The 20,754-nt window shown below is 59.3% G+C and carries 17 protein-coding genes; 12 read left to right on the top strand and 5 right to left on the bottom strand.

The annotated features are described in order from the left end of the window. Positions 1-2 precede the first annotated feature (2 nt). On the bottom strand, positions 3-1,331 hold the full coding sequence (locus DES49_RS09320) for a PilZ domain-containing protein (protein ID WP_133736118.1): 1,329 nt from the start codon (positions 1,329-1,331) through the stop codon (positions 3-5). 312 nt (positions 1,332-1,643) lie between these two features. On the opposite strand from DES49_RS09320, the gene DES49_RS09315 reads away from it, so the two are divergent. The 3 genes from DES49_RS09315 (at position 1,644) to DES49_RS09305 (ending at position 5,849) form a co-directional block, all read left to right on the top strand. Beyond that, on the top strand, positions 1,644-2,927 hold the full coding sequence (locus DES49_RS09315) for a cation:proton antiporter (protein ID WP_133736117.1): 1,284 nt from the start codon (positions 1,644-1,646) through the stop codon (positions 2,925-2,927). Positions 2,928-3,175: 248 nt separating this feature from the next. Further along, positions 3,176-3,670: a hypothetical protein gene (locus DES49_RS09310; protein WP_133736168.1), complete on the top strand. Its 495-nt coding sequence runs from the start codon at positions 3,176-3,178 to the stop codon at positions 3,668-3,670. Positions 3,671-3,965: 295 nt separating this feature from the next. After that, positions 3,966-5,849 (top strand): sensor domain-containing diguanylate cyclase, encoded by a 1,884-nt coding sequence (locus DES49_RS09305; RefSeq protein ID WP_166646050.1) that lies wholly within the window; start codon positions 3,966-3,968, stop codon positions 5,847-5,849. A 9-nt stretch (positions 5,850-5,858) separates the two neighbouring features. On the opposite strand, the gene DES49_RS09300 is transcribed toward DES49_RS09305, so the two are convergent. Beyond that, on the bottom strand, positions 5,859-6,728 hold the full coding sequence (locus DES49_RS09300; protein ID WP_133736115.1) for an alpha/beta fold hydrolase: 870 nt from the start codon (positions 6,726-6,728) through the stop codon (positions 5,859-5,861). A gap of 580 nt (positions 6,729-7,308) precedes the next feature. On the opposite strand from DES49_RS09300, the gene DES49_RS09290 reads away from it, so the two are divergent. Beyond that, positions 7,309-9,165 (top strand): catalase, encoded by a 1,857-nt coding sequence (locus DES49_RS09290; RefSeq protein WP_133736113.1) that lies wholly within the window; start codon positions 7,309-7,311, stop codon positions 9,163-9,165. 291 nt (positions 9,166-9,456) lie between these two features. After that, positions 9,457-11,604, top strand: a complete 2,148-nt coding sequence (katE, locus tag DES49_RS09285; RefSeq protein ID WP_133736112.1) for a catalase HPII — start codon at positions 9,457-9,459, stop codon at positions 11,602-11,604. A 62-nt stretch (positions 11,605-11,666) separates the two neighbouring features. Here the strand turns inward: katE and DES49_RS09280 are convergent, their stop codons facing one another. After that, entirely contained in the window at positions 11,667-13,016 is a 1,350-nt protein-coding gene (locus DES49_RS09280) for a GGDEF domain-containing protein (protein ID WP_243864992.1), read from the bottom strand. A 220-nt stretch (positions 13,017-13,236) separates the two neighbouring features. After that, complete coding sequence (locus tag DES49_RS09275) at positions 13,237-14,382, bottom strand: AI-2E family transporter (protein ID WP_133736111.1); 1,146 nt, start codon at positions 14,380-14,382, stop codon at positions 13,237-13,239. Positions 14,383-14,695: 313 nt separating this feature from the next. On the opposite strand from DES49_RS09275, the gene DES49_RS09270 reads away from it, so the two are divergent. The 7 genes from DES49_RS09270 to DES49_RS09240 all read left to right on the top strand — a co-directional run bounded on the left by DES49_RS09270 (position 14,696) and on the right by DES49_RS09240 (position 19,564). Further along, complete coding sequence (locus DES49_RS09270) at positions 14,696-15,160, top strand: PRC-barrel domain-containing protein (protein ID WP_208297028.1); 465 nt, start codon at positions 14,696-14,698, stop codon at positions 15,158-15,160. Positions 15,161-15,265: 105 nt separating this feature from the next. Then, complete coding sequence (locus DES49_RS09265; protein WP_133736109.1) at positions 15,266-15,553, top strand: ElaB/YgaM/YqjD family protein; 288 nt, start codon at positions 15,266-15,268, stop codon at positions 15,551-15,553. A gap of 8 nt (positions 15,554-15,561) precedes the next feature. Next, on the top strand, positions 15,562-16,032 hold the full coding sequence (locus DES49_RS09260) for a hypothetical protein (RefSeq protein WP_133736108.1): 471 nt from the start codon (positions 15,562-15,564) through the stop codon (positions 16,030-16,032). Positions 16,033-16,037: 5 nt separating this feature from the next. After that, positions 16,038-16,367, top strand: a complete 330-nt coding sequence (locus tag DES49_RS09255) for a hypothetical protein (protein WP_133736107.1) — start codon at positions 16,038-16,040, stop codon at positions 16,365-16,367. Positions 16,368-16,527: 160 nt separating this feature from the next. Beyond that, on the top strand, positions 16,528-18,150 hold the full coding sequence (locus DES49_RS09250; protein WP_133736106.1) for a tetratricopeptide repeat protein: 1,623 nt from the start codon (positions 16,528-16,530) through the stop codon (positions 18,148-18,150). Between the two features lie 58 nt (positions 18,151-18,208). Then, positions 18,209-19,105, top strand: coding sequence for a LysR substrate-binding domain-containing protein (locus DES49_RS09245; protein WP_243864991.1), 897 nt, complete (start codon positions 18,209-18,211; stop codon positions 19,103-19,105). A gap of 93 nt (positions 19,106-19,198) precedes the next feature. After that, positions 19,199-19,564: a DUF7352 domain-containing protein gene (locus DES49_RS09240; protein ID WP_243864989.1), complete on the top strand. Its 366-nt coding sequence runs from the start codon at positions 19,199-19,201 to the stop codon at positions 19,562-19,564. Positions 19,565-19,609: 45 nt separating this feature from the next. Here the strand turns inward: DES49_RS09240 and DES49_RS09235 are convergent, their stop codons facing one another. Beyond that, the gene (locus DES49_RS09235; protein ID WP_133736105.1) at positions 19,610-20,629 is read right to left on the bottom strand and encodes a sensor domain-containing diguanylate cyclase; all 1,020 of its coding nucleotides are present in this window, start codon (positions 20,627-20,629) and stop codon (positions 19,610-19,612) included. Between the last annotated feature and the right edge of the window lie 125 nt (positions 20,630-20,754).

Here is a 20,754-nt window from a genome sequence, read left to right as displayed (position 1 = left end):
TCCTATTCGTCCAGCGGGCTGATCAGGCGGCCCGTAAAGCCGAGAAACTCGGCTTCCTGGCAAAAGGCGGAAAAGTCGCCTTCCCCGATGTCTGGCTGGCGAAGCAGAACCAGAGCTTCGACCAGACAGCCTGGAATAGCTCGGTTGCTCCAGGCCGGCATACGTGGCCACATCATGAATTCGTCGTGCGAAAGCACCACCTTTTCCACGGCGATCTGCCTTTCCAGCAGACGTTCCCGGGCCTTCAGACTGATGCAGGGGTGGGTATCGTCCGCGATCAAGGCCCCCGGGCTTATATGTTGCTGGAACTCCAGTACGACATCGCCATGAGTGGTTAAACCAATGTAAAGCTTTTCGCCTCGTAGATGGGATAGTGAGGAGGTCTGCAGTACCGTACCTCGGTCAGTGGCTATTTCCCGGTCTTCCTCATAGCGAGGATCAAACCCGATTACCCTGTCATATAAGCTGGTGAGGTCCTGACATACCGCATTGCCGATGCGCCCGGCGCCTCCCAGCACGACAATGCTGGTTTGCTGGGAGTACTGGGGACGCTCAAGCATTTTTCGCGCCACGTCCCAGATCATATATCGCGTTCCCAGGCTCCCTTCCACCAGAGGTTCGGTAATCTCGATACCTGCTTTCATGGCGAAGTTGGGGAGCCGTCCGACGAGGGCGATCCGCTGGACATCCGGGTAGTCGCGTTGCAATTGATCCAGGTAAAGGCGAACTTTTTCGGAATCTTCCTCTAACTCGTCCTCCATAAATTGCGACGCCACCAGTAGGCCGCGCATGTCCTGATTGCGAATGAAACCAAGCACCAGGTTGGATGGCATACGCTGCGCCGTGCGGGGCGTCAAATAGGCCCCGGCCTGTTCCTTGTTACCGTACACCGCAAACACAAAATGCGGTCTGGCCAGGGCATGAACGAGGCGGCGCAGGTAGGTATTGGCCAGGAAAACCGCAAAACGGCGACTGTTCATCCAGAGTGCACGCTTGCTTCTGGCTTTCAGGCGTTGCCAGGAAGGGGCAACGTCGTAGAGTTCCCTCAGTTCGTATTCGGAAAAGCGTTTGCCGTAGAACTCCAAACCGATGTGCGATTTGCCGGCGTACGCCACTGTGGCCGCTACGTTCAGGTCGGCCTTGTCGCGGAAGTCGACGTTAATGACCTCGCCAGGGCGGATATACACCGCCTCCGGCCTTTTCAGGCGTAACCCGCTGGCCGATACGTCCAGCGTCCTGGCTTCAATGGTGTGATTGGCATACTTCAGCACCACCGGGACCCTGATCCCGGATCGCAAATGCCGGCGATACTCTCCATGCATTCTGATCATGGCTGGCCCCCGACGCCCTGGCGAAACTGATACTCACTTTCTAAGAGTACTCCAAAAGTGTCAGTTGGTCGCACTGTATCAATAACAGCCAGCTTCTGTTTGTGCGGTAACAGACTTATGGGAGGACGACGAGGCCGCCCTTGAGCTCGCTTCAGTTACCTTCAATGGTGTCCTTGTTCATCGTTTTCTCCTTTGGCCTTATGGCCGGTTTATGCAATGTTGGACGGTCCCCGTGGGTTAGCGCACAGAAGGATCCCAGTTTTTCGGTCACGTTTGTGCTGACTGAGCACTCATGAGTCTGGGGGAGTAACTTTGACCAACGCTGCCTGGTTTGTACTGATCGGTACCCTGTTGATCATGATGGGTTTGCGCTTTCAGATCCTCCAGCGCTTTAATCTGACATCGTCCCTTGTCTATCTGATTATTGGGATAGTCCTCGGTCCGACTGTTTTGGGCGCTTTCCATTTCAATCCGCTGGAACAGGCGCATTTTCTGGAAGTTCTTGCCGAACTGGCGGTTCTGCTGTCGGTGTTTATTGCCGGCATGAAAATGCCCGTTCCGTTCAGGTGGCAGGAATGGCGTGCGCCTGCGCGACTCGCATTCATTTCCATGACAATCAGCGTCGCACTGACGGCGGCGTTTGGCTATTACCTGCTCGCTTTGCCTCTGGGTGCGGCTATTCTGCTGGGCGGCATTCTGGCGCCCACCGATCCCGTGTTGGCCACGGCTGTGCAGTCCCGGCACATGGGCGATCAGGATCCTTTGCGGTTTACCCTGACCAGTGAAGCGGGCATGAATGACGGCAGTGCCTTTCCGTTTGTGGTGCTGGGGCTGGCGATGCTCAGCGCTCCGCCCAGCTACGGGTTGCTTGGGGACTGGATTCTGGAGGACGTTTTGTGGTCCACGGTCTGGGCCCTTGTTGTCGGGCTTGTGATAGGGCACTTGCTGGCCCGGGTTGTATGGAAACAGCGTTTCTTCAGCAGGGATGGCCTATTGTTGGATGATTTTCTTGGTCTGGGCCTGATCGGCCTGGTCTATGGTGTCTGTCTCCTGGTCGAGGCCTGGGGATTTCTGGGCGTTTTCGTCGCGGCCGTTTCGCTGCGTCAATCGGAACTGACACTGGCCGGTCTCAGCGAGGTAACCGAAGACGCTGAGGCGGCACCGGAAGCGCCGGCTCCCCCCGAGGAACCGGCGCTTCAGCAAAGCGGACACGTGTCCGAAGGTTCACTGGTCTTCAAGGAACCCCTGGAGCGATTGTCCGAGCTGGTGCTGGTCCTGCTGCTGGGCGGGATGCTGTTTCTGGACTCCTGGAGTTTCAGGGCCGTTGGTCTCGCGCTAGTTCTGTTCGCAGTGATTCGCCCTGTCAGTGTATACATTGGTCTGCTTGGTTCTGGCACGCCATTTCGACTGCAGATGCTGATCGGCTGGTTCGGGGTGCGCGGTATCGGTTCGATCTATTACCTGATGTTCGCGATCGTTTTTGGCCTGGGGGAAGAGCTGGCCCTGGAATTTATCCACCTTACGCTGGTGGTTGTTGTGCTCTCGATCATTATCCATGGGCTGACTGTCAAACCGATGATGTCAAGGTGGTGGTGATTCTGCTCATACAGCCCTTTTCAGCGCCCTTTGTGCGGTTGCGTACAGACACTTGAGTGCCCCGGCACCGATACTGTAGGTGTGCGTTCGCGTCGGTTTGACTGCCGAAGTATCCGCCGCGTCACGGTCCGCGCCCATTAACTAATGGCGCACTTCGGAAAGCAATCTAAAAAATGCAAGCAAGGAGCTTAATTATGATCAGACTCAATATTGCGGCAATCACACTCTGCCTTCTCGGTGCACTGCCGATGGCAGTATCCGCACAATCCTCAGGATTCGGCCCGGAGGAGGGCGAAGGGGAATTTTCCATCTCAGGGACCGGCAGTAGCGATCAGGATTTTGAAGGTGGCAGCCTCGGCCTGTCGGGCGATCTTGGTTGGTATCTGAGCGATGCCATGTCTGCCGGTATCCGGCAAAGCGTCAATTATGCCGATATCGGTGGTGAGGGCGTGACCGATGATTTCTGGAACGGCTCAACCCGTGGTTACGTCAACCATCACTTTCTAACCGATCGCGCGCGGCCCTTTCTCGGCGCTAGCCTGGGTGGTGTCTACGGCGACGGCGTGAAGGACAGTGGCTTCGCTGGGCTGGAAACTGGCATAAAGTACTACGTGCGGCAGAAGACCTATCTCCTGGCCCGCGCTGAGTATCAGTTCCTGTTCAGCAGCACCGATGAGGCTACTGACGCGTTTCAGGATGACGCGATCTGGGCCTACACAATAGGGATGGGTTACAACTTTTAAGGGTATCGATCCTGAAGCGGCCGGCTCTGCGCCGGCCGCTTTAGTTTTCCGATTGGGTTGAGCTTTCAGCGTAAGTTGAAACGCGAGCTTTGGTCTGGGCAGTATCCAACTCATCTGCTGGTGGTTGTCAGAGAAAAAACAGCGGTGATTTGTGAAAAGGTTGGCTTTTTGCTGTATTGACCTTTAATGCGTACGCTACTGTCAATAATCTGCCAAAAGCGAAAAGCCCATGGTCCGCTTGTTACCGCGAAAGCCCACGGTCGCCCAGCCTGCGCCGATGGAATGGTGGGCACGGATGGGTGGACATAGGCTGTTACCGGGCCTGTTTGTCCTGGTCGTTCTGGTGCTGGTGCTGGTCGCATTGGTCACACTCCGGGACGGCGCTGCCAGGGCCACTCCTCCGGCCGAACCAACCCTTTTGCCGGAAAGCGTGGAACTGCTCCAGACCGCCGACCCATCGACAGACCCGGCCGATGTGGCCTCTTCCGACCAGTGGCAGCGCCGAACCCTGCCCCTGAATCTGGGCCTGACCGGCGACACCGTCTGGTTGCGGGTCGCCTTCGAAGGACCGAATGAGGCATCCGGACAGCCTTGGGTGCTGCATCTCGACAATGCGTCCCTGAACCGGGCCGACCTCTGGCTCTATGAAGAGGACGAGGCGCCGGCCCGGGTTCACTACCGTACTGGCCAACGCTACCCCTTTTCCGAGCGCCCGATCGAGGACAGCGCCTTCGCCTTTCCGCTGGCGTTAAAGCCGGAGACCGCCTACCGGGCTTATCTGCGGGTTGAGACTCACGCCCACATGCGCATCCCGCTTACGCTGATGCCCATGGATGCGTACATCAACGAGCGGCTCACTCACCGCATCATCCAGGGCGCTTATTTCGGTCTGATGCTGGTCATCGCCCTGGCCAGTCTGGTGATCTTCTTCAGCATCCGGGACCGGGCCTACCTGTACTATTTTGGTTTCATTCTCACCACTGGACTGTGGTTTTTCATCCGCCAGGGCTTTGCCGAGCAGTATCTGTGGCCTGACTGGCCCTGGTGGAGTGATCGCGCCTATATCGTCATGATGGCCGCTGGGGCGGGCATGAGTGTCCTGTTCACGCGGGAGTTTCTCTCTCTCAGGACCTGCCACCCACCCCTTTTCCGCATCATGACGGTACTGCTCTGGGTGTGGGGCATCATGGCCCTGTACGCTCTCTTTGTGCCCAGCATTACCACCCTCAAGCTGATTTCAGTCATCCTGCTGATCGGCGGCAGCTTGCTCCTCTACAGCGGCATCGCAGCCTGGCACAAGGGGATTCTGGAGGCCCGCTTCTATGTCTTTGCCTGGACCATCATCATTATTGGCGCCATTGCCCTTATGCTGTCCCACATGGCACTGCTGCCCGGTGACAACAGGCCGTTCCTGGTGTTTCAGATCGGATCGGCGCTGGAGGGCTTTCTGCTGTCCATCGGCCTGGCCATGCGGCTGAACATGGCAATGCGCGCCCGGGCAGAGGCAGAGCACGAGGCCTTGGAGATGACCGCCCACCTGCAGCGCCAGACCATCGAGGACCAGAAGCGCCACGCCGCGGAACTTGAAAGCCATGTGGAAGAGCGTACCCTGGAACTGCGCCAGACGATGGAGCAACTGGCCTCGGCCAACGAAGAGCTGGAACAGCTCAGCATCGTGGACCCGCTCACCGGCGTCTACAATCGCCGCCATCTCACCAGTCAGTTGCACAGGGAATGGAAACGGGCCTGTCGGGAACAGGTTCCGTTGTCGATGATCATGATGGATATCGACTATTTCAAGCTGCTCAATGACACCTACGGCCACATGGCGGGTGACCGCTGTCTGGTGGAACTGGCAAAGCTGTTACAGGAAGAAGTTCAGCGTACTTCGGATATCCTCGCCCGCTTCGGCGGCGAGGAATTCGTCATCGTGTTACCCAACACAGCCATTGCCGGCGCCGAGCATCTGGCTGAGCGTATCCGCAGTCGGGCAGAGGCCCACCGTGTGGAAACCGAGAACCATCGGCTGGCGTTCACTCTCAGTCTCGGCGTCGCCTCCCAGATACCGGGGCCGGGCAGCGATGCCGAAGAGCTGGTCAGGCGCAGTGATAACGCCCTGTATGAGGCCAAGGAGGCGGGCCGCAACCGGGTTGTTGTGGCTCACGAGCTTCCATCCTGAATCAGAGTGTCAGAGACTGCTGGCAACGTCCTTGTCATTACGGGTGTCAGCAATGATCTCGGTGGCCGTGACGTCCGCTACAAGTTGGTTAATGCCGTCAGCAATCATCCCCGGATGATCCTCCGGCGTGAAGTGTTTTCCGCCTTCGATCCGCTGCAGCGGCGTGGAAAGATCCTGTGCAAACCGTTCGCCGTATTCGATTTTCTGGAACTGGTCCGCGGTGCCCCAGACGACGCGGGCAGGTATTCCCAGCCTGGGCAGGTCACCCGCAACGGCCAGCGTGTCCTGTACATTGAGGGAGTTCGCCTGCCGGACAAAGGCGGCCGCACCGTCATGTTCCCTGTAATGGGGCCAATGCGCTTCGAGTGCTTCCTCCGCCCGAGCACTGTTGGCGTGCCCACGCTGAAGGAACGTCCGGATCACCTGCTTGAATGCGGAATTGGGCAGATGCCGAAGTAGCGGTCCGGCCATGCGCATGGCCTTCACGCTCGGGATCGGCCAGGAATCGTAACCAATCGCGTTGGTCAGAAATAAGCCGCGGCACAAGCCGGGGTTCCGGACAGCGGCAATCTGGGCGACGCCCCCGCCAAGATCATGCCCGACGAAAATGGCCTGCTCGATTCCCAGGTGTTTAAGCCAGCTCACGAGATAATCGGCTTGGCGCCCTATGGATATGTCCCGATCACGACCCTCCGGAATGGACGCGCCATAGCCGACCATTTCCCAGGCAAGGCAGCGTCCCCTGGTAATCTGGGGCGCAACATGTCGCCACAGCGCGGGAGACGTGGGAATCCCGTGTATAAGGATGACTGGCATGCCTTCGCCGGTCTCCTCCCACCTCATGGTAATTCCGTCCACAATTGCGGTATTGCTGATCATTTGTCATCTCCGACAGGTATTTTTCTGGATTCTCAATTAACCACTCCCTGGATTGACCTGCTTGTTCACCTGCCATAGGGAGTCGATAAAACGCTCGTGCGGGTCTGTGAAGCTTTCCACCCCAATCCCGGCCAGGGTAGGGCGTGACAGCTGGCCCCGTTCGCCCTGCACCCAGTGCTCGCCGGCAGACTTGTAATAGGAATTGAACAGACGGAAAAACCTGGATTGAAGGGGCGGTAGTCGCTGATGAGTCGGCTCGCACCTTGCTGTAGCGCCCCGACAGGGAAACCGATTGCCCGGCCCTCCCGGCGCTCGCATTCAGTGTATTCGCTTTCCTGGTAATCACGTCCGTCATAGGAGGCACCGCCCTGGCAGATAATACACGCCGTTATTGAGTGATACTCCAGGCGGCGCGTCTGTGCGCTACCACACTTAGCGGAAAAGAGCGGGGCAGCTACAACGCGGCGCCCGCGTTCGTTATCGCACAGACATCCTTCATCAGAGGCATGAAAATCAGTAGGGCTAGAGGTTTCAGCTGCATCTCGATTGCCCACATTTCCCACCTCCACGGAGAGGAACCATGGCTACGAAAAGGAATCCGGCCCGGTTGTCAGGAACGAGTGCGACCGTTCTTCCGTTCGGTCGGGTCCGTGTCGATCCAAGCGATCATTCTGACCACAAGCGCATTCCGGAGCGGATCCTCCATGCTCCCGGCTCAGTAGCGCATGGATACTTCGAAGCCTATGACGCGTTTGCCCAGTACACCCGGGCGGTCCCGTTCGCCGAAAAAGGCAAGAGAACGCCCGTGAGTGCGCGCTTTACCAAGGGGGCCAGCGAACGCGGTTTGAAGGACATGGCGCGCGACGCACGTGGCTTTGCGGTGAAGTTCCGTACCGACGAGGGCAACTGGGATCTGGTCGGAAATAATATGCCGGTATTCTTCATCCAGGATGCGATGAAGTTTCCCGATCTGGTCTACGACCTCAAGCCGGCACCCCATCACGGCATATCGCGAGCCGAATCGCCCCATGACACCTTCTGGGATTTTGTCTCGCTGATGCCGGAGTCCACGCACATGCTGATGTGGGTGATGTCGGATCGCGCGATACCGCGCAGCTACCGGATGATGCAAGGCTTTGGCGTGCACACGTTCCGCCTGATCAACGAGCAGGGCGAATCGGTATTCTGCAAGTTCCACTGGAAACCGCTGCAGGGCACCCATTCACTGGTCTGGGATGAAGCCGTGAAAATCGCGGACGCGGACCCCGATTTTCATCGTCGTGATCTGTGGGAAGCCATCGAGTCGGGCGAATTCCCGGAGTGGGAACTGGGGCTGCAGATATTCACCGAGGAGCAGGCCCAGGGCTTCAGCTTCGATGTGCTCGACTTGACCAAAATAGTGCCGGAGGAACTCGTGCCGATTACGCCCGTCGGGCGCATGGTGCTGAACCGCAACCCGGACCATTTCTTCGCGGAAACCGAGCAGGTTGCATTCTGCAAATCGCATATGGTGCCGGGCATCGACTTCTGTCATCACCCGTTGCTCACCGGTCGACGCCATTCCTATGCGGATACGCAGATTGCGCGAATCGCCGGCAAAGCAGGGGTCGAACCGTTCCCCGATACCAACGACCAGGACAGGGTCTGCGGAAAGTCGGAGAAATTCGCTGAGCACTATGCGCAGGCCGCGTTGTTCTACAACAGCCAGTCGGCTGTCGAGAAAGCACATATTGCAGCCGCATTCCGGCTCGAGTTGCGCGGGGTTGGAGTGCCTGCCATCCGTGAGCGGATGCTTTCCTCGCTGGTGAACGTGTCACGGGAACTGGCCGCAGATGTCGCCTCCGGATTGGGCATGCAAGTGCCCGATGCAATGCCGAAGGCCATCACCGATCCGGAGCCGGCGGAGGTGACCGTCTCTCCCGCGTTGTCATTGAAAGCGTTGCCGGGCCAGCGCGGTGTCCGCACGCGTCAGATCGCCGTGCTGGTCGAGCAGGGCGTCCACCATGCACCTCTCGCCAGCATCCATAGGGCGCTGACCGACGCGGGTGCAGTTGTTCATTTCGTGGGTTCACGGGTCGGTGTGTTCGTTGCCTCGTCCGGTGAGGAAATTGAAGCGGACAGGTCGATGGAGAGTTCACCAGGCGTGCTGTTCGATGCGCTGGTGGTGCCCGATGGGAGCGACGCCGTCCAGGCGCTCGCAGGTAACGGGCATGCGATGGCGTTCATAAAGGATATCTTCAGGCACTGCAAAACGATTCTCGCTTTGGGTGCCGGACGGGAGTTGCTGAAAATGGCCGGAATGGGGCCAGTCATGAATGAGGACGACGGCATCCTGTTAGCGGAAAGCGCCAATGCGGCGGAGGTCGCGCCGGCATTCATCACCGCGGTCTCGGGGCATCGCCATTCATACCACGAGAGCACCTCGCCAACGAAATGATGGAGTTCATGACGCACCAGGTGTGGGTAAAGAGTGCGCTAACGTACAGACGACTGCTGGTGCGTTGCTTACATTCCGGGTATCGACAGTGAAAGTGTTCGAGGGGTGTGGCCATTTTCCCCATCACGAACAATCGCAGGGTGTAGTCCAGGCTTTCCAGGAATTCTTCAATGCACCAATGCCCTGTGCAGCTGAGCCCATGTCTGGTCGGCGCAGTGCCTGAATCCTGCGACCGTGTTCGCCGGAATCACACCGGATGATCCAACGTCACACGCAATGGAGGAAGCACTGATGCCAAGGAATCCATACACCACCCCGAACGAAGGCCCCCCCGAGGATAATCCCTCGTCGGACAAAAATAAGAAGCATGAGAAACTGGACCGCTATCGCTCGAATGCCGACGGCAAGGACCTGCGCACGAACCATGGGGTACGCATTGCGGACAACCACAATTCGCTGAAGACGGGCGAGCGCGGTGCCACTCTCATGGAGGATTTCATCTTCCGGGAGAAGATCAATCACTTTGACAACGAGCGTATTCCAGAGCGAATCGTGCACGCGCGCGGATCGGCCGCTCACGGATACTTCCGGCCCTATGAGAACGCCGCCCGGTATTCCAAGGCGGCACTGTTCCAGGATCCCAAACAGAGCACGCCGGTTTTCACCCGCTTCTCCACGGTCCAGGGCTCGCGTGGGTCCAACGACACCGTGCGGGACGTGCGCGGCTTTGCGACCAAGTTCTATACCAGCGAGGGCAACTGGGACCTGGTGGGCAACAACATGCCGGTATTCTTCATCCAGGACGCGATCAAGTTTCCGGACTTCGTGCATGCGGTCAAGCCAGAGCCCCACAATGAAATACCCCAGGGCCAGTCCGCCCACGACACCTTCTGGGATTTCGTCTCGCTGATGCCCGAGGCCACCCACACAGTGCTGTGGACCATGTCGGATCGCGCCTTTCCCCGGCACTTCCGGTACATGGAAGGTTTCGGCGTGCACACGTTTCGCCTGATCGACAGGCTTGAGGCATCGCGCTTCGTGAAGTTTCACTGGAAACCGGTGGCTGGTACCTGCTCGCTGATCTGGGATGAGGCCCAGAAGCTCTGGGGCCGGGACCCCGACTTCAACCGCCGCGAGATGTGGAGCGATATTGAGAACGGCGACGCCCTGGAGTGGGAGCTGTGCGTGCAGGTCGTAGAGGAAAAGGACGAGCACAACTTTGATTTTGACCTGCTCGACCCGACCAAGCTCATTCCCGAGGAGCAGGTGCCGGTGGAGCCCATCGGCCGGATGGTGCTCAACCGTAACCCGGACAACTTCTTCGCCGAGACCGAGCAGGTGGCCTTCAACCCGGGTCATATCGTTCCGGGCATCGACTTCAGCAACGATCCGTTGCTCCAGGGGCGGTTGTTCTCCTATCTCGATACCCAGATGCTACGACTGCATGGCCCCAATTTTCACGAAATCCCCATCAACCAGCCGGTATGCCCGTTTCACAACAACCAGCGCGACAGCGCCCACCGCCAGACCATCAACACCGGCCAGGCGTCCTACGAGCCTAACTCGATCGACGGCGGCTACCCGGCGCAGACGCCGTCCGCGCCGGCGCAGGGCGGGTTTGAGACCGTTCAGGAGCGGGTGGACGGCAGCAAGATCCGCGCGCGCAGTGCGTCCTTCGCGGACCACTACTCCCAGGCGCGGCTGTTCTGGAACAGCCAGAGCGATGTGGAGAAAGAGCACATCATCGCCGCCTATACCTTCGAGCTGTCCAAGGTCGCACGGCCCTATATCCGCGAACGGGTTATCCAGCGGATACTGCCCAACATCTCGGTGGAGCTCGCCCAGGCCGTGGGCCGTGGCCACGGCATCGAGGCGCCCTCCGAGCCGGTCGCGCCGGCGGCGGAGCTGGGCTACAGCAGCCAGGTCGAATCGGCGCCCCTCAGTCTTATGCACCGGCTCCCGGGCAACATCCGGACCCGCAAGGTCGCAATCCTGGCGGCCGATGGGGTGGATGTTGCGCAGGTCACGGAACTCAGGAGGAAACTGTCGGAGGAGGGCGCCACTGGAATGGTCATTGCCCCCTCCATGGCGCCGGTGGCTGGGACAGGAGGTGACAACGTGGACAGCGACGCCATGCTCAACGGGCTGCCCTCTGTCGCAGTGGATGCGGTAATCGTCGCCGGTGGGGCGGACAGCGCCAGGCGCCTGAGTGAGTCCGGCCTTGGCCGCTACTATCTACAGGAAGCCTACAAGCACCTGAAGGTCATCGTCGCGTTGGCGGACGGCCAGCAGTTGCTCGACGCCGCCGGAATTCCAAAGGACGACGAGGGCGTGATCATGGGTGATCAGGTCGACGACGTGTTCCCGGCGTTCGTCAAGGCGCTGTCGAACCACCGTGTCTGGTCGCGCAACAACCGGGCGAATGCCATGCCTGCATGAGGTGCGGATGCCCGTGTCAGCAGGCTATGTGGATGACCATTGGATCTCTTCCAAAGCATCGTTCAGGCCGAATGTCGGCCCGGCTTATCGGATCTATCGAAAAAGCACAGGTGGTTGGAGCCGGATTCCTTGGCCTTATACATGGCCTGATCCGCGGCTTGTAGCATAGCGACAGGCGTAGATGCGTCCCGGGGGTAGAACGAAACCCCGATGCTGACGGAAATCCGGACAGGCTTTTCTGCGATTTGGAAGGGCACAGCGAGTGAATCAATAATAGTCCGCACCACGCGCTCAACATCCGTACGGTCCTTGGTACCGGCGAGAATCATGGTAAATTCATCACCGCCCAGTCGGGCGATCGTATCGTCCTCCCGGACACAATCAGACAGCCGCTCTGCCACCTCAGCCAGTAAAGCGTCGCCCACTTCATGGCCGAGGGAGTCATTGACCTCCTTGAAACCATCAAGATCCATGAAGAGCACGGCAAGAGCCAGGCTGCTGCGTTTTGCATGTTTGACCTCCTGGTTCAGGCGATCCAGGAAAAGACGTCGATTCGGAAGCCCGGTCAGGAGGTCGTGATGGGCGTTGTGCCATATTTTTTCCTCGGCGAGGGCCCGTTCGGTAACATCCCGGAAAATGCAGACAATCGCTTCGGTGTGTTGATGCTCGTCCAGCACCGGCGCGAGAAGATACTCGAATCGTTCCCCCTGGCCAGAAGCAAAGGTGTGGGTGAGCTGGCCCCGGTAAGTGGACTGTTTGGCAATCACCTTTTGAAGATGGCGCTGGAAGTTCGAGGCGAATGAAAAACCGAAGTCATAGGTCGACTTTCCGATGATCGCTTCGGTCTTCAGAGCGAAAAGGCTCGCGGTTGCCTGGTTTGCATAGATAAACCGGCCCTCAAGATCCAGCACGTAAATCGGATCGGGGGATGCGACCAGAACCGCTCCGAACAGCCGGGTCTCCAACTCTTTCAAGATCGTATACTGCTCCAGCGATTCGGCGACGGCCTGGTCTATGGCTTCATGGAATCGCGTAAGCTCTTCAATCTGCTGTCCGGCAGCCGTTGGGTTAGTGTTGGCCCAGTGCTTTACCACGCTCGCCCGCAGGGCCCGAAACTCGGAAGCCGTCTCCATGACGCTGAAGCCGCTGGTCTGTCGATCTCCCCCGTGTAGCTCTGCCCAGGACGCCCCTTCTGCTCCGGATCCCAGGCCTTTGGATTTCGTGGTCTGTTCGGCCTCGCTCTGGTGGATATCGAGATCGTCGGCAATCACCAGAAGCATGTGCTTGGCATGGTCGCGCAGCCCTATCTGGTCCATATGACGGGCATGAAGGAGGGTTTCGGCAAAGTCTTCCCAGTCCTCAAGAATCGGCTCTATTTCCGCCCGAATAAAATTCGATAATCGCACTTCCATTGCTCTGCTCCCTTTCCGTCCGGCTCGTCCGGCCTGGCTTCTGCCCCGGAGTCACCCGCCGTCGTCCATTTCCTCGCTTCTCCAACTCCCAGCGAGGTTCGATTCGATCATGACAGCGCGCTGTGGAAGAATCTGTGCGCTAGCGTACGCACCGCTCAACCCCAACTCCCTCTTCCTGACACGCTCACCAGCAACAGGGCCAGTATGCCAGGAACAATTTTCATGACGTCGCATCCTTGCGGCTGAGTACCTGTTTCAGGCTGGCCTTGATCTCGCTCCAGATGGCCACGAAGAACGCCGTCAGGGGAACCGCCAGTACCATGCCGATAATGCCGCTCAGGGCAGTGCCCCAGAAGAACAGGGAAATTACCACGAGTGCCGGGTGCAGGCCCGAGCGGTTGGCCATGATCCTGGGGGTCAGCAGCCAGCTTTCCACGACCTGCACCGCCAGGAACACCAGCCCGGCGAGGACCATCAGCTCAGCGCCGCCCTCAGGCTGCATATAGGCCATGGGCAGGATCGCCAGCAGGCCGATCAGGGTGCCCAGGAAGGGGACAATGTTCAGCAGACCCAGCACCAGCCCGGCAAGCACGCCGTAGTTCAGGCCGATCAGCGTAAAGCTCAGGGCGTACAGGATGCCCATGCACATGGCGATGATCAGCTGGCCCTGAAAGAAGGCGCTGACGTATCCCACGAACACGTCCATGAAATACAGGACTTTCTTCTGGGTGGCGTTGTGGAAGACGGATAACAGCTCGGATGCCTTTTCCCGAAGGAGGTTCCCGGACAGGAGGGTGAAGAACAGGAACAGGGGTACGAAACCGAGAGCTGCCAGCATCCCCATATAGGACATGATGGTTTCGCCCGGATCCTCCATGACCGGCTCGGATTTCTCCTCACCGTTGCTCTCCATGCTGGATTCAATCATGTCGGTGAGTTCCGGGAAGTGATAGGAGACGTATTCCTGCCAGCTCGCCAGGGTATCGGGCAGAACGGTCATCAACTGGACAGCCTGGCTGACCAGGGGAGGGATAAGCAGGAAAAGCAGACCACCAATACCCGCAAAAAAGACCACCAGCAGAACACTGACTGCCAGTAAGCGGGGTAAGTGAAGCCGGCGTTCGAGAAACTCCACCACAGGATGAAGCACCAGCGCCAGAATACCGGCGACGGACAGCGACAGGAGCAGGTTGTAAAACGTACTCAGTATCCAGCCGAATGACCAAACGATGAGTCCGGTGAGGGCAATCAGTGCAACCAGCGACAACAGAACCGCGGTGCAGCGGAACAAGCGAAATTCAGCCGGGCTGAACAGGCGTTTATCCTTCGCTCCGCCCGCCTCGGATTCATGCACGCCGTTGGGCATTGCCAACTCCTGTCTTAGTCCCTTGCGGATGTCTCCAACAGCAGTAGTTCACCACTGCGTTGTTTTCAGGATAGGCGGGAGCGCGATGTCTGGTCTGTGCCTTGTCGAACTTAGGGGAGTCATTTTTCCCCGGCGTTGAACCTGCCTCTCATCGGAAAGAGAGATTCCCGGAACCTGTGTGTGCTAGCGCACCGACAAGGCGTTCGTTTCGGCCGACGCTGGAACAGCATTCCCGCTACCAGGGAATTGCGATTTTAGACCCAGGAGGGTCCGGCAAACTGCCGGAAACATAGGAGAAACAATGATGAAAGTTATGAAAAATCTAACCGCACTTACCCTTTCGGCTGCGCTCGTCCCGGCATTGGCACTGAGCACCGCCGCATTTGCTGAGAGCGACGACGGCATGCAGATGCAGGACCAGGAGCGTTCCAGCGAGCAGCAACGTTCCGGCATGCAGCAGAGCTCCGGCGAGAAGTACCTCAGCGGTAAGCCCGCTGGTGGAAGCTACGCCGACGAACTGATTGGCCAGAGCGTCAAGCACCGCGAATCCGGTGAGGAAATCGGCCAGATCCAGGATCTTGTTATCGGCAAAGACGGCAATATCGCTGGCGTCGTGCTCTCGACTGGCAGCTTCCTCGGACTGGGCGGACAGAAGGTCGGCCTTGCGTGGGATCAACTGCAGCAATCCCAGGAAGAAAATGAATCCGTGTTCTACGTGGACATGGACGAGGAAACGCTGCGTAACGCGCCCGAATTCAGAAGCGACCAAGAAGAATAATCCAACCCACGGACAACGGGGGCACGATGTGCCTCCGGTGTCTGAAAGCTCACCTATACACCCCGCCATTTAAGAGTGGATCAGGGGTGTCAGGAGGATAAGATCATGGCCAGGAACGCAAGGGAACACGAAACCACCGATCAGTTTGTGGGTAAGGCTCATGAAGCGGTGGACAGGGCTGGTGAGACCTTTGGCAGGGCTGAAGAGTACGCTCGGGAGCATGCATCCCAGGCCGAGGAGCGTGCTCGCGAGGCGGCAGCTAAGGGGCGTCAGCAGGCGGATGAGGCGGTCGATCGCGCGAACAGCTACGTCCGCGAGAACCCGCTGATGTCCATTGGCATCGCCTTTATTGTTGGCGTGCTGTTTTCATGGCTGACTGCTCGTCGTCGGTAGCACACGACATGCAGAACTCGGAAACCGGCGAGGCAGCGCCGGGCGACCGGCATGAACAGGACCCGGAACGCGCCTTCAGCGATGAAGAAAACGACGTTGATGGCACGTTCGCGGACGCTGCCACCTTCTTCACGCTGATTGGTGTATCCGCGCGGGATACGGCCCAGCTTCTGGGCCTGGAGACGCGTCTTGTATTCAAGACCGTCTTTATGATGATGGTGCTCGGTGTGGTGCTTGGGCTCGTGATACTGGGGGTCTGGCTCTCCATTACGCTTATCGTCGCCGCCGGCCTGTACGAATATACGGGCCTGGGCATGACGTTGAGCATTGCCGCCGCATCACTGGTCAACGTGTCCTGTGTGGGAGCGCTTTTGCTCGTGCTGAAACGGCTTGCCCGCCGGCTGGTGTTTCCGGAGACGCGCCTTGCTGTACGGACCCTGCTGGACGACGCGTCCCGCAACGTGGACCAACAGGAGTAGCAGCCGTGCCTTCACTGGAGAACAGGGTCGCCCAGCAACGCGATACGCTTATGGGTTACGGGCCCCGCATTCGCCTGCACCGGGAGCGGGCCCTCTCGCGGCTTCGTCATCCCGTGGTCCTCATCCCCGCCTTTCTGGGTGGCATGCTTGTCGCCAGGATCGCGCCGGTACTTGTGCGATTAACTCCCAGGGTCACCGCGCGGGTGGGGCACTTCCGGAAGGAAGTTCGACAGCTCGACGCCATTGTCAGACTGATCACCTCACTGCTGCCCATGCTTCCGCGTCTATCCGGGAGTGACGCTGATGAAACGGGACGACGCCCACCACCCACATGATCAAAAAGAGAGCTGGTCGCGCTGGCGAAGGCGCAGGGATCGGCGTATTGTTGGAGTGACAAGCTGCGCATGCTTGACCAGTGTCTAATCGTGTGTTTTAAGTGCCTGATCGATGTATGACATGCCGGCTCCAAAAGCAACACGGAAATGGAGTCCCGCCATGAAACCATCACTTCGCCTTGCCGTCCTTTTCGCGTCCCTGGGCCTGGCACTTCCCGCCACAGCGCAGCAGCAAACTATGAACGATGCGCATTCGGCCAGCGCCGGCGATACGATCGGCACCGTAGACTTTCAGGCCGACTGTGCTGATGCTGTCCGCGCTGACGTGGATCACGCGCTTGGTATGATGCATCACATGATGTACACCCAGGCCCGAGGGGAGTTTGAGGCCATTGCCCGGGCCGATCCCGGCTGCGCCATGGCCCATTGGGGCATCGCCACGACCCTGTTCCAACCTTTATGGGGGACCACCCCGGACGCGGCCGATATTGCCCGTGGCCGCGAGGCAATCCGGAAAGCACGCGAAGCCGCACAGGAGCCCCGCGAGCAGAGGCTGATTGAGGCGACGGCGGCGTTCTTCGAACCGGAAACCGATGCAGTTAAAGAGCGTTTAGCCGGCTGGGCCGAGGGCATGGAGGCAGCGTATGAAGCCTTTCCCCGGGATCTTGACGTTGCCTCACTCTATGCGTTGTCCCGCCTCACGCTGGCGGCGTCTTCCGATGAACGCAAAGCCTTGCACGGTGAAGCGGAACAGGTCCTGCGCAGGGCCTGGGAAACCGAGCCTACCCATCCGGGGGCGGTTCATTACACCATCCACTCCACCGATGCCGATGGCCGCGCGGGGAACGCAACCAGGATCGTGGCCTCCTATGGGGCGATTGCTCCCGATGTTCCCCACGCCCTGCATATGCCATCCCACATCTATGTGCGCCTTGGAGACTGGCCCCTCGTGATTGAGTGGAATCGCCGCTCGGCTGATGTCGCCGTGAATCACATAGCGGATGGTGCTAAATCCTTCCATTACATCCACGCCCTCGATTATCTGGTCTATGGCTATCTCCAGCGCGGTGAGGACAGCGCGGCGCAGGACGTGTGGGAAGAAGCCCAGGCCAACGGGCCGCATGAGGCGAACTTCCCTGGCGCCTTTCACCTTGCCTCCATTCCGGCGCGGCTCGCCGTGGAAGCACGGGACTGGGAAGCAGCAGCGGCCCTGGCGCCCCGCGATCCCGAAAACATCAATCGGGAGCAGTTTTCCTGGCCGGCAGGCCTGACTTCGTTTGCCCGGGGACTGGGCGCCGTGCACACCGGTGACCTGGAAACCGCCCGCGAGGCGGAACAGCGGCTGGTGACACTGGCTGACAATGCCAGGTTCGCCGCCGATCAGCGCTTTTCGACCTACATTGAAACAGACCGCCGGATTCTGGCCGGTTGGATCGCAAAGGCCGAAGGCGAGCCTGAGAAGGCCATCACGCTGATGCGGTCTGCCGGGGAGCTGGAGGCGAGCGTCGAGAAACACCCGGTGACCCCGGGCGCGCTGCTGCCACCCTACGAGGCCCTGGGGGACCTGCTGCTTGCCCTTGAGCGCCCCGGCGAGGCGCTGGTTGCTTACGAGAAGTCGAATGGCACATGGCCGAAGCGCTACAATACCCTCGCTGGCGCTGCCCGGGCGGCGGATGCCGCCGATGATGCGGACGCCGCTACTCTCTGGTCGCAACGGCTGCGGGAAACCGCCCCTGGGACCGAGCGTGGCTCGAGCCACGCGATAATGACGGGCACCGAGTAGCAAAGCGTCGCGAGTATTCTCCAAAATCACAGCTATTATCGGAGATTGGAAACCGGCGGTGCAGGATCTGAACCTTCGTCACCTTTACCACTTCTGGGTCATTGCCCATGAAGGCTCCATTGCCCGTGCGGCTGAAATGCTGGACCTGACCCCCCAGACGCTCAGCGGCCAGCTGGCGACCTTTGAGGCTTCGCTGGGGAACGCGTTGTTCCGGCGGGCCAACCGTTCGCTGCAGCTGACCAACTTTGGGCAGACCGTGTTCGGTTACGCGGATGATATGTTCGAGACCGCCCACGCGCTGAGCGAGGTGCTGCGCCAACCCCCGGAAGACCGGCCGTTGCGGCTGTCGGTCGGTGTTTCGGCCTCTATCCATAAGCTGATTGCCTATCACCTGACGGAACCGGCTCTTGAGCTGGAACGGGAGGTGCGCCTGAATGTCCACAGTGGGGATACCGTCGAGTTGCTCAGGCGTCTCGCGCAACGGGAGCTGGACGTGGTGCTCACGGACCGCCAGCCCCCCTCGGCCGAGGCCAGCCATTTCCGCTCACATCGATTGGGGAGCTCCTCGATGTCGCTGTTTGCGGCGCCGGCACTGGCAGCCCGACTCCGTGCGGATTTTCCGGCCAGTCTGGATCTGGAGCCGTTCCTCGCAACCTCCCTTGACGCCCCCTATATCAATGCCCTGATGAACTGGTTTTCCAGCCAGGGGATCCGGGTAAAGGTGGCGGCCGAGGTGGACGACAGTGCGTTGATCAAGGTATTCGGACGCCAGGGGTTCGGCTATTTCGCGGCTCCCACTGCCATCCGCCACGAGGTCTGCAGCCAGTACCATGTGGAGCACGTGGCCAGCATTGCGGAGGTGAGGGAGACGCTCTTTGCGGTAACCCGGGCGCGTGGCAGCCATAATGCGGCGGTGGCTGAATTGCTCCGGGAGCGTCCGGAACTGGAAGATTAGTTCGAAAAAAACGAACTATAAAGATTAAAAAACCTTATTTTTATCGACAGAACGATAGTGGATTATGAGGCTGTGTCCCAGAGGAGAAAAGCCATGAAAACAATCCACAAGTTTCGTCTCGAATGCGGTAAGGAAGTCAATACACTGAAGCTGCGTGAAGGCTATCGAGTGGTCCGCTGCGAGTACCTGGTGCCCATGAAGGGAGTCTATCTGTGGGTTGAGCAACCGCTGAGTGCGGCCATCCCGACGGTTAAGCGCCAGTTTGTCGTGGCTTATTCGGGGGATCCGGTACCGAGCAGCTACGAGTACCTGGACACCGCTCTGGATCCATTCGGGCCAGAGGCCTACCACGTGTTCGAGGTGGCCCAGCCGGTGGTGAGCAATGGTATCGTTGCTGGTCGGGGCGTTCATCCAGAGCTGTTGAATGCAACCTCATTCGAGCAGATCAGGTCGGCGTAGCGGCCATCCTCAAAGGCCCTTCGGGGCCTTATTGGCTGCAGATGATTATTCGGCACTCTCGTTGGTGCGGTCAGCCTCGATGCCATAGGACTGGAAGACCTGAACCTGGTCACGGCCCTCTGTCTTGGCATGGTAGAGGGCGGCATCGGCGGCATTGATCAGCTCGTCGGGATCCAGGCCATGTTGCGGAGCCGTGGCGAGTCCCGCTGAGAATCGGATGTTCAGCTCTCGCCCGCCGAGGGTGATTGCCATCGGGCTGTAATTCTGGCGCCAGGTCTCGATGCGGTTGCGGGCATCTTTGAGCGCGAGCCCAGGCATCATGATCAGGAATTCCTCGCCGCCCCAGCGGCTTACCACGTCCTCGGTGCGCATACCCTCGCGCAGCTGGTGGCTGAAAGCGGTGAGCACCCGGTCGCCGGCGGCGTGGCCGAAGTCGTCGTTCAGGGACTTGAAGTAATCGATGTCGAGCATCATCAGGGTGATGGGGTAGTTCTCACGTTGAGCCCGGTGCAGTTCGCGGGTCAGGCTCTCCATGAAGTACCGCCGGTTGAACAGGTTGGTCAGCGGGTCGCGGACGGCGTCGTTCTGCAGCTGTTCCTGCAGCCGCTGGATCTCCACGAGCTGATGCTTCAGGGTCTGGTTGGTGTGCTGCAGGGCGGTTTCGGCATTGCGGCGCGCCGTGATGTCCCGGGAGATGCCGCAGATGTAGCGGACCTGGCCGTCACTGGCGGTAAGAGGAGCGATTCGGGTATCGAAAATCGTATAAGGCGCCGGCTGGAACCCCTCGGTCGTTTCCTCGTAGCGCAGGGCGCGGTCTGCTGCCAGTGCTCGCTGGTAGTTATCGGTAATGCGCTGGTACAGCACGGGGTCGGGGATGATGTCGTCCAGGAATCGGTCCTGGAGCATGCTCCGGGACGCGTGCATGAAGTTTTCCATGGCATGATTGCAGTACACCATGCGGTAACGGTCTTCCTCGACGCGCATCAGGAAGACGTGGTCGATCATGGTGTCCAGCATGCCCTTGAGAAGGTGGATATCCGGGACATCAGTAACAGGGACAGACACGGTCAAGCTCTCCTGGTCCAGCGAGTGTGGCCTGTTTCTTTTACTATAGTGCAAAGAGCAACTATCTACACGCTAAAAGATTTGGCCCTACACACTGGCGGGATGAGCCTCCACAGGGCCCGTTG

Source organism: Halospina denitrificans (assembly GCF_004364635.1).
In the GTDB taxonomy this organism is placed as follows: Bacteria; Pseudomonadota; Gammaproteobacteria; order Pseudomonadales; family Oleiphilaceae; genus Halospina; species Halospina denitrificans.
This window is presented reverse-complemented; position numbering and strand designations above follow the sequence as displayed.

Excerpts from the sequence above, each read along its gene's own strand:
- DES49_RS09320 (WP_133736118.1), bottom strand. The coding sequence starts at position 1,331 with ATGATCAGAATGCATGGAGAGTATCGCCGGCATTTGCGATCCGGGATC.
- DES49_RS09250 (WP_133736106.1), top strand. The coding sequence starts at position 16,528 with ATGAAACCATCACTTCGCCTTGCCGTCCTTTTCGCGTCCCTGGGCCTG.
- DES49_RS09260 (WP_133736108.1), top strand. The coding sequence starts at position 15,562 with ATGCAGAACTCGGAAACCGGCGAGGCAGCGCCGGGCGACCGGCATGAA.
- DES49_RS09265 (WP_133736109.1), top strand. The coding sequence starts at position 15,266 with ATGGCCAGGAACGCAAGGGAACACGAAACCACCGATCAGTTTGTGGGT.
- DES49_RS09310 (WP_133736168.1), top strand. The coding sequence starts at position 3,176 with ATGGCAGTATCCGCACAATCCTCAGGATTCGGCCCGGAGGAGGGCGAA.
- DES49_RS09270 (WP_208297028.1), top strand. The coding sequence starts at position 14,696 with ATGAAAAATCTAACCGCACTTACCCTTTCGGCTGCGCTCGTCCCGGCA.
- DES49_RS09290 (WP_133736113.1), top strand. The coding sequence starts at position 7,309 with ATGGCTACGAAAAGGAATCCGGCCCGGTTGTCAGGAACGAGTGCGACC.
- katE (WP_133736112.1), top strand. The coding sequence starts at position 9,457 with ATGCCAAGGAATCCATACACCACCCCGAACGAAGGCCCCCCCGAGGAT.
- DES49_RS09275 (WP_133736111.1), bottom strand. The coding sequence starts at position 14,382 with ATGCCCAACGGCGTGCATGAATCCGAGGCGGGCGGAGCGAAGGATAAA.
- DES49_RS09300 (WP_133736115.1), bottom strand. The coding sequence starts at position 6,728 with ATGATCAGCAATACCGCAATTGTGGACGGAATTACCATGAGGTGGGAG.
- DES49_RS09305 (WP_166646050.1), top strand. The coding sequence starts at position 3,966 with ATGGGTGGACATAGGCTGTTACCGGGCCTGTTTGTCCTGGTCGTTCTG.
- DES49_RS09240 (WP_243864989.1), top strand. The coding sequence starts at position 19,199 with ATGAAAACAATCCACAAGTTTCGTCTCGAATGCGGTAAGGAAGTCAAT.
- DES49_RS09280 (WP_243864992.1), bottom strand. The coding sequence starts at position 13,016 with ATGGAAGTGCGATTATCGAATTTTATTCGGGCGGAAATAGAGCCGATT.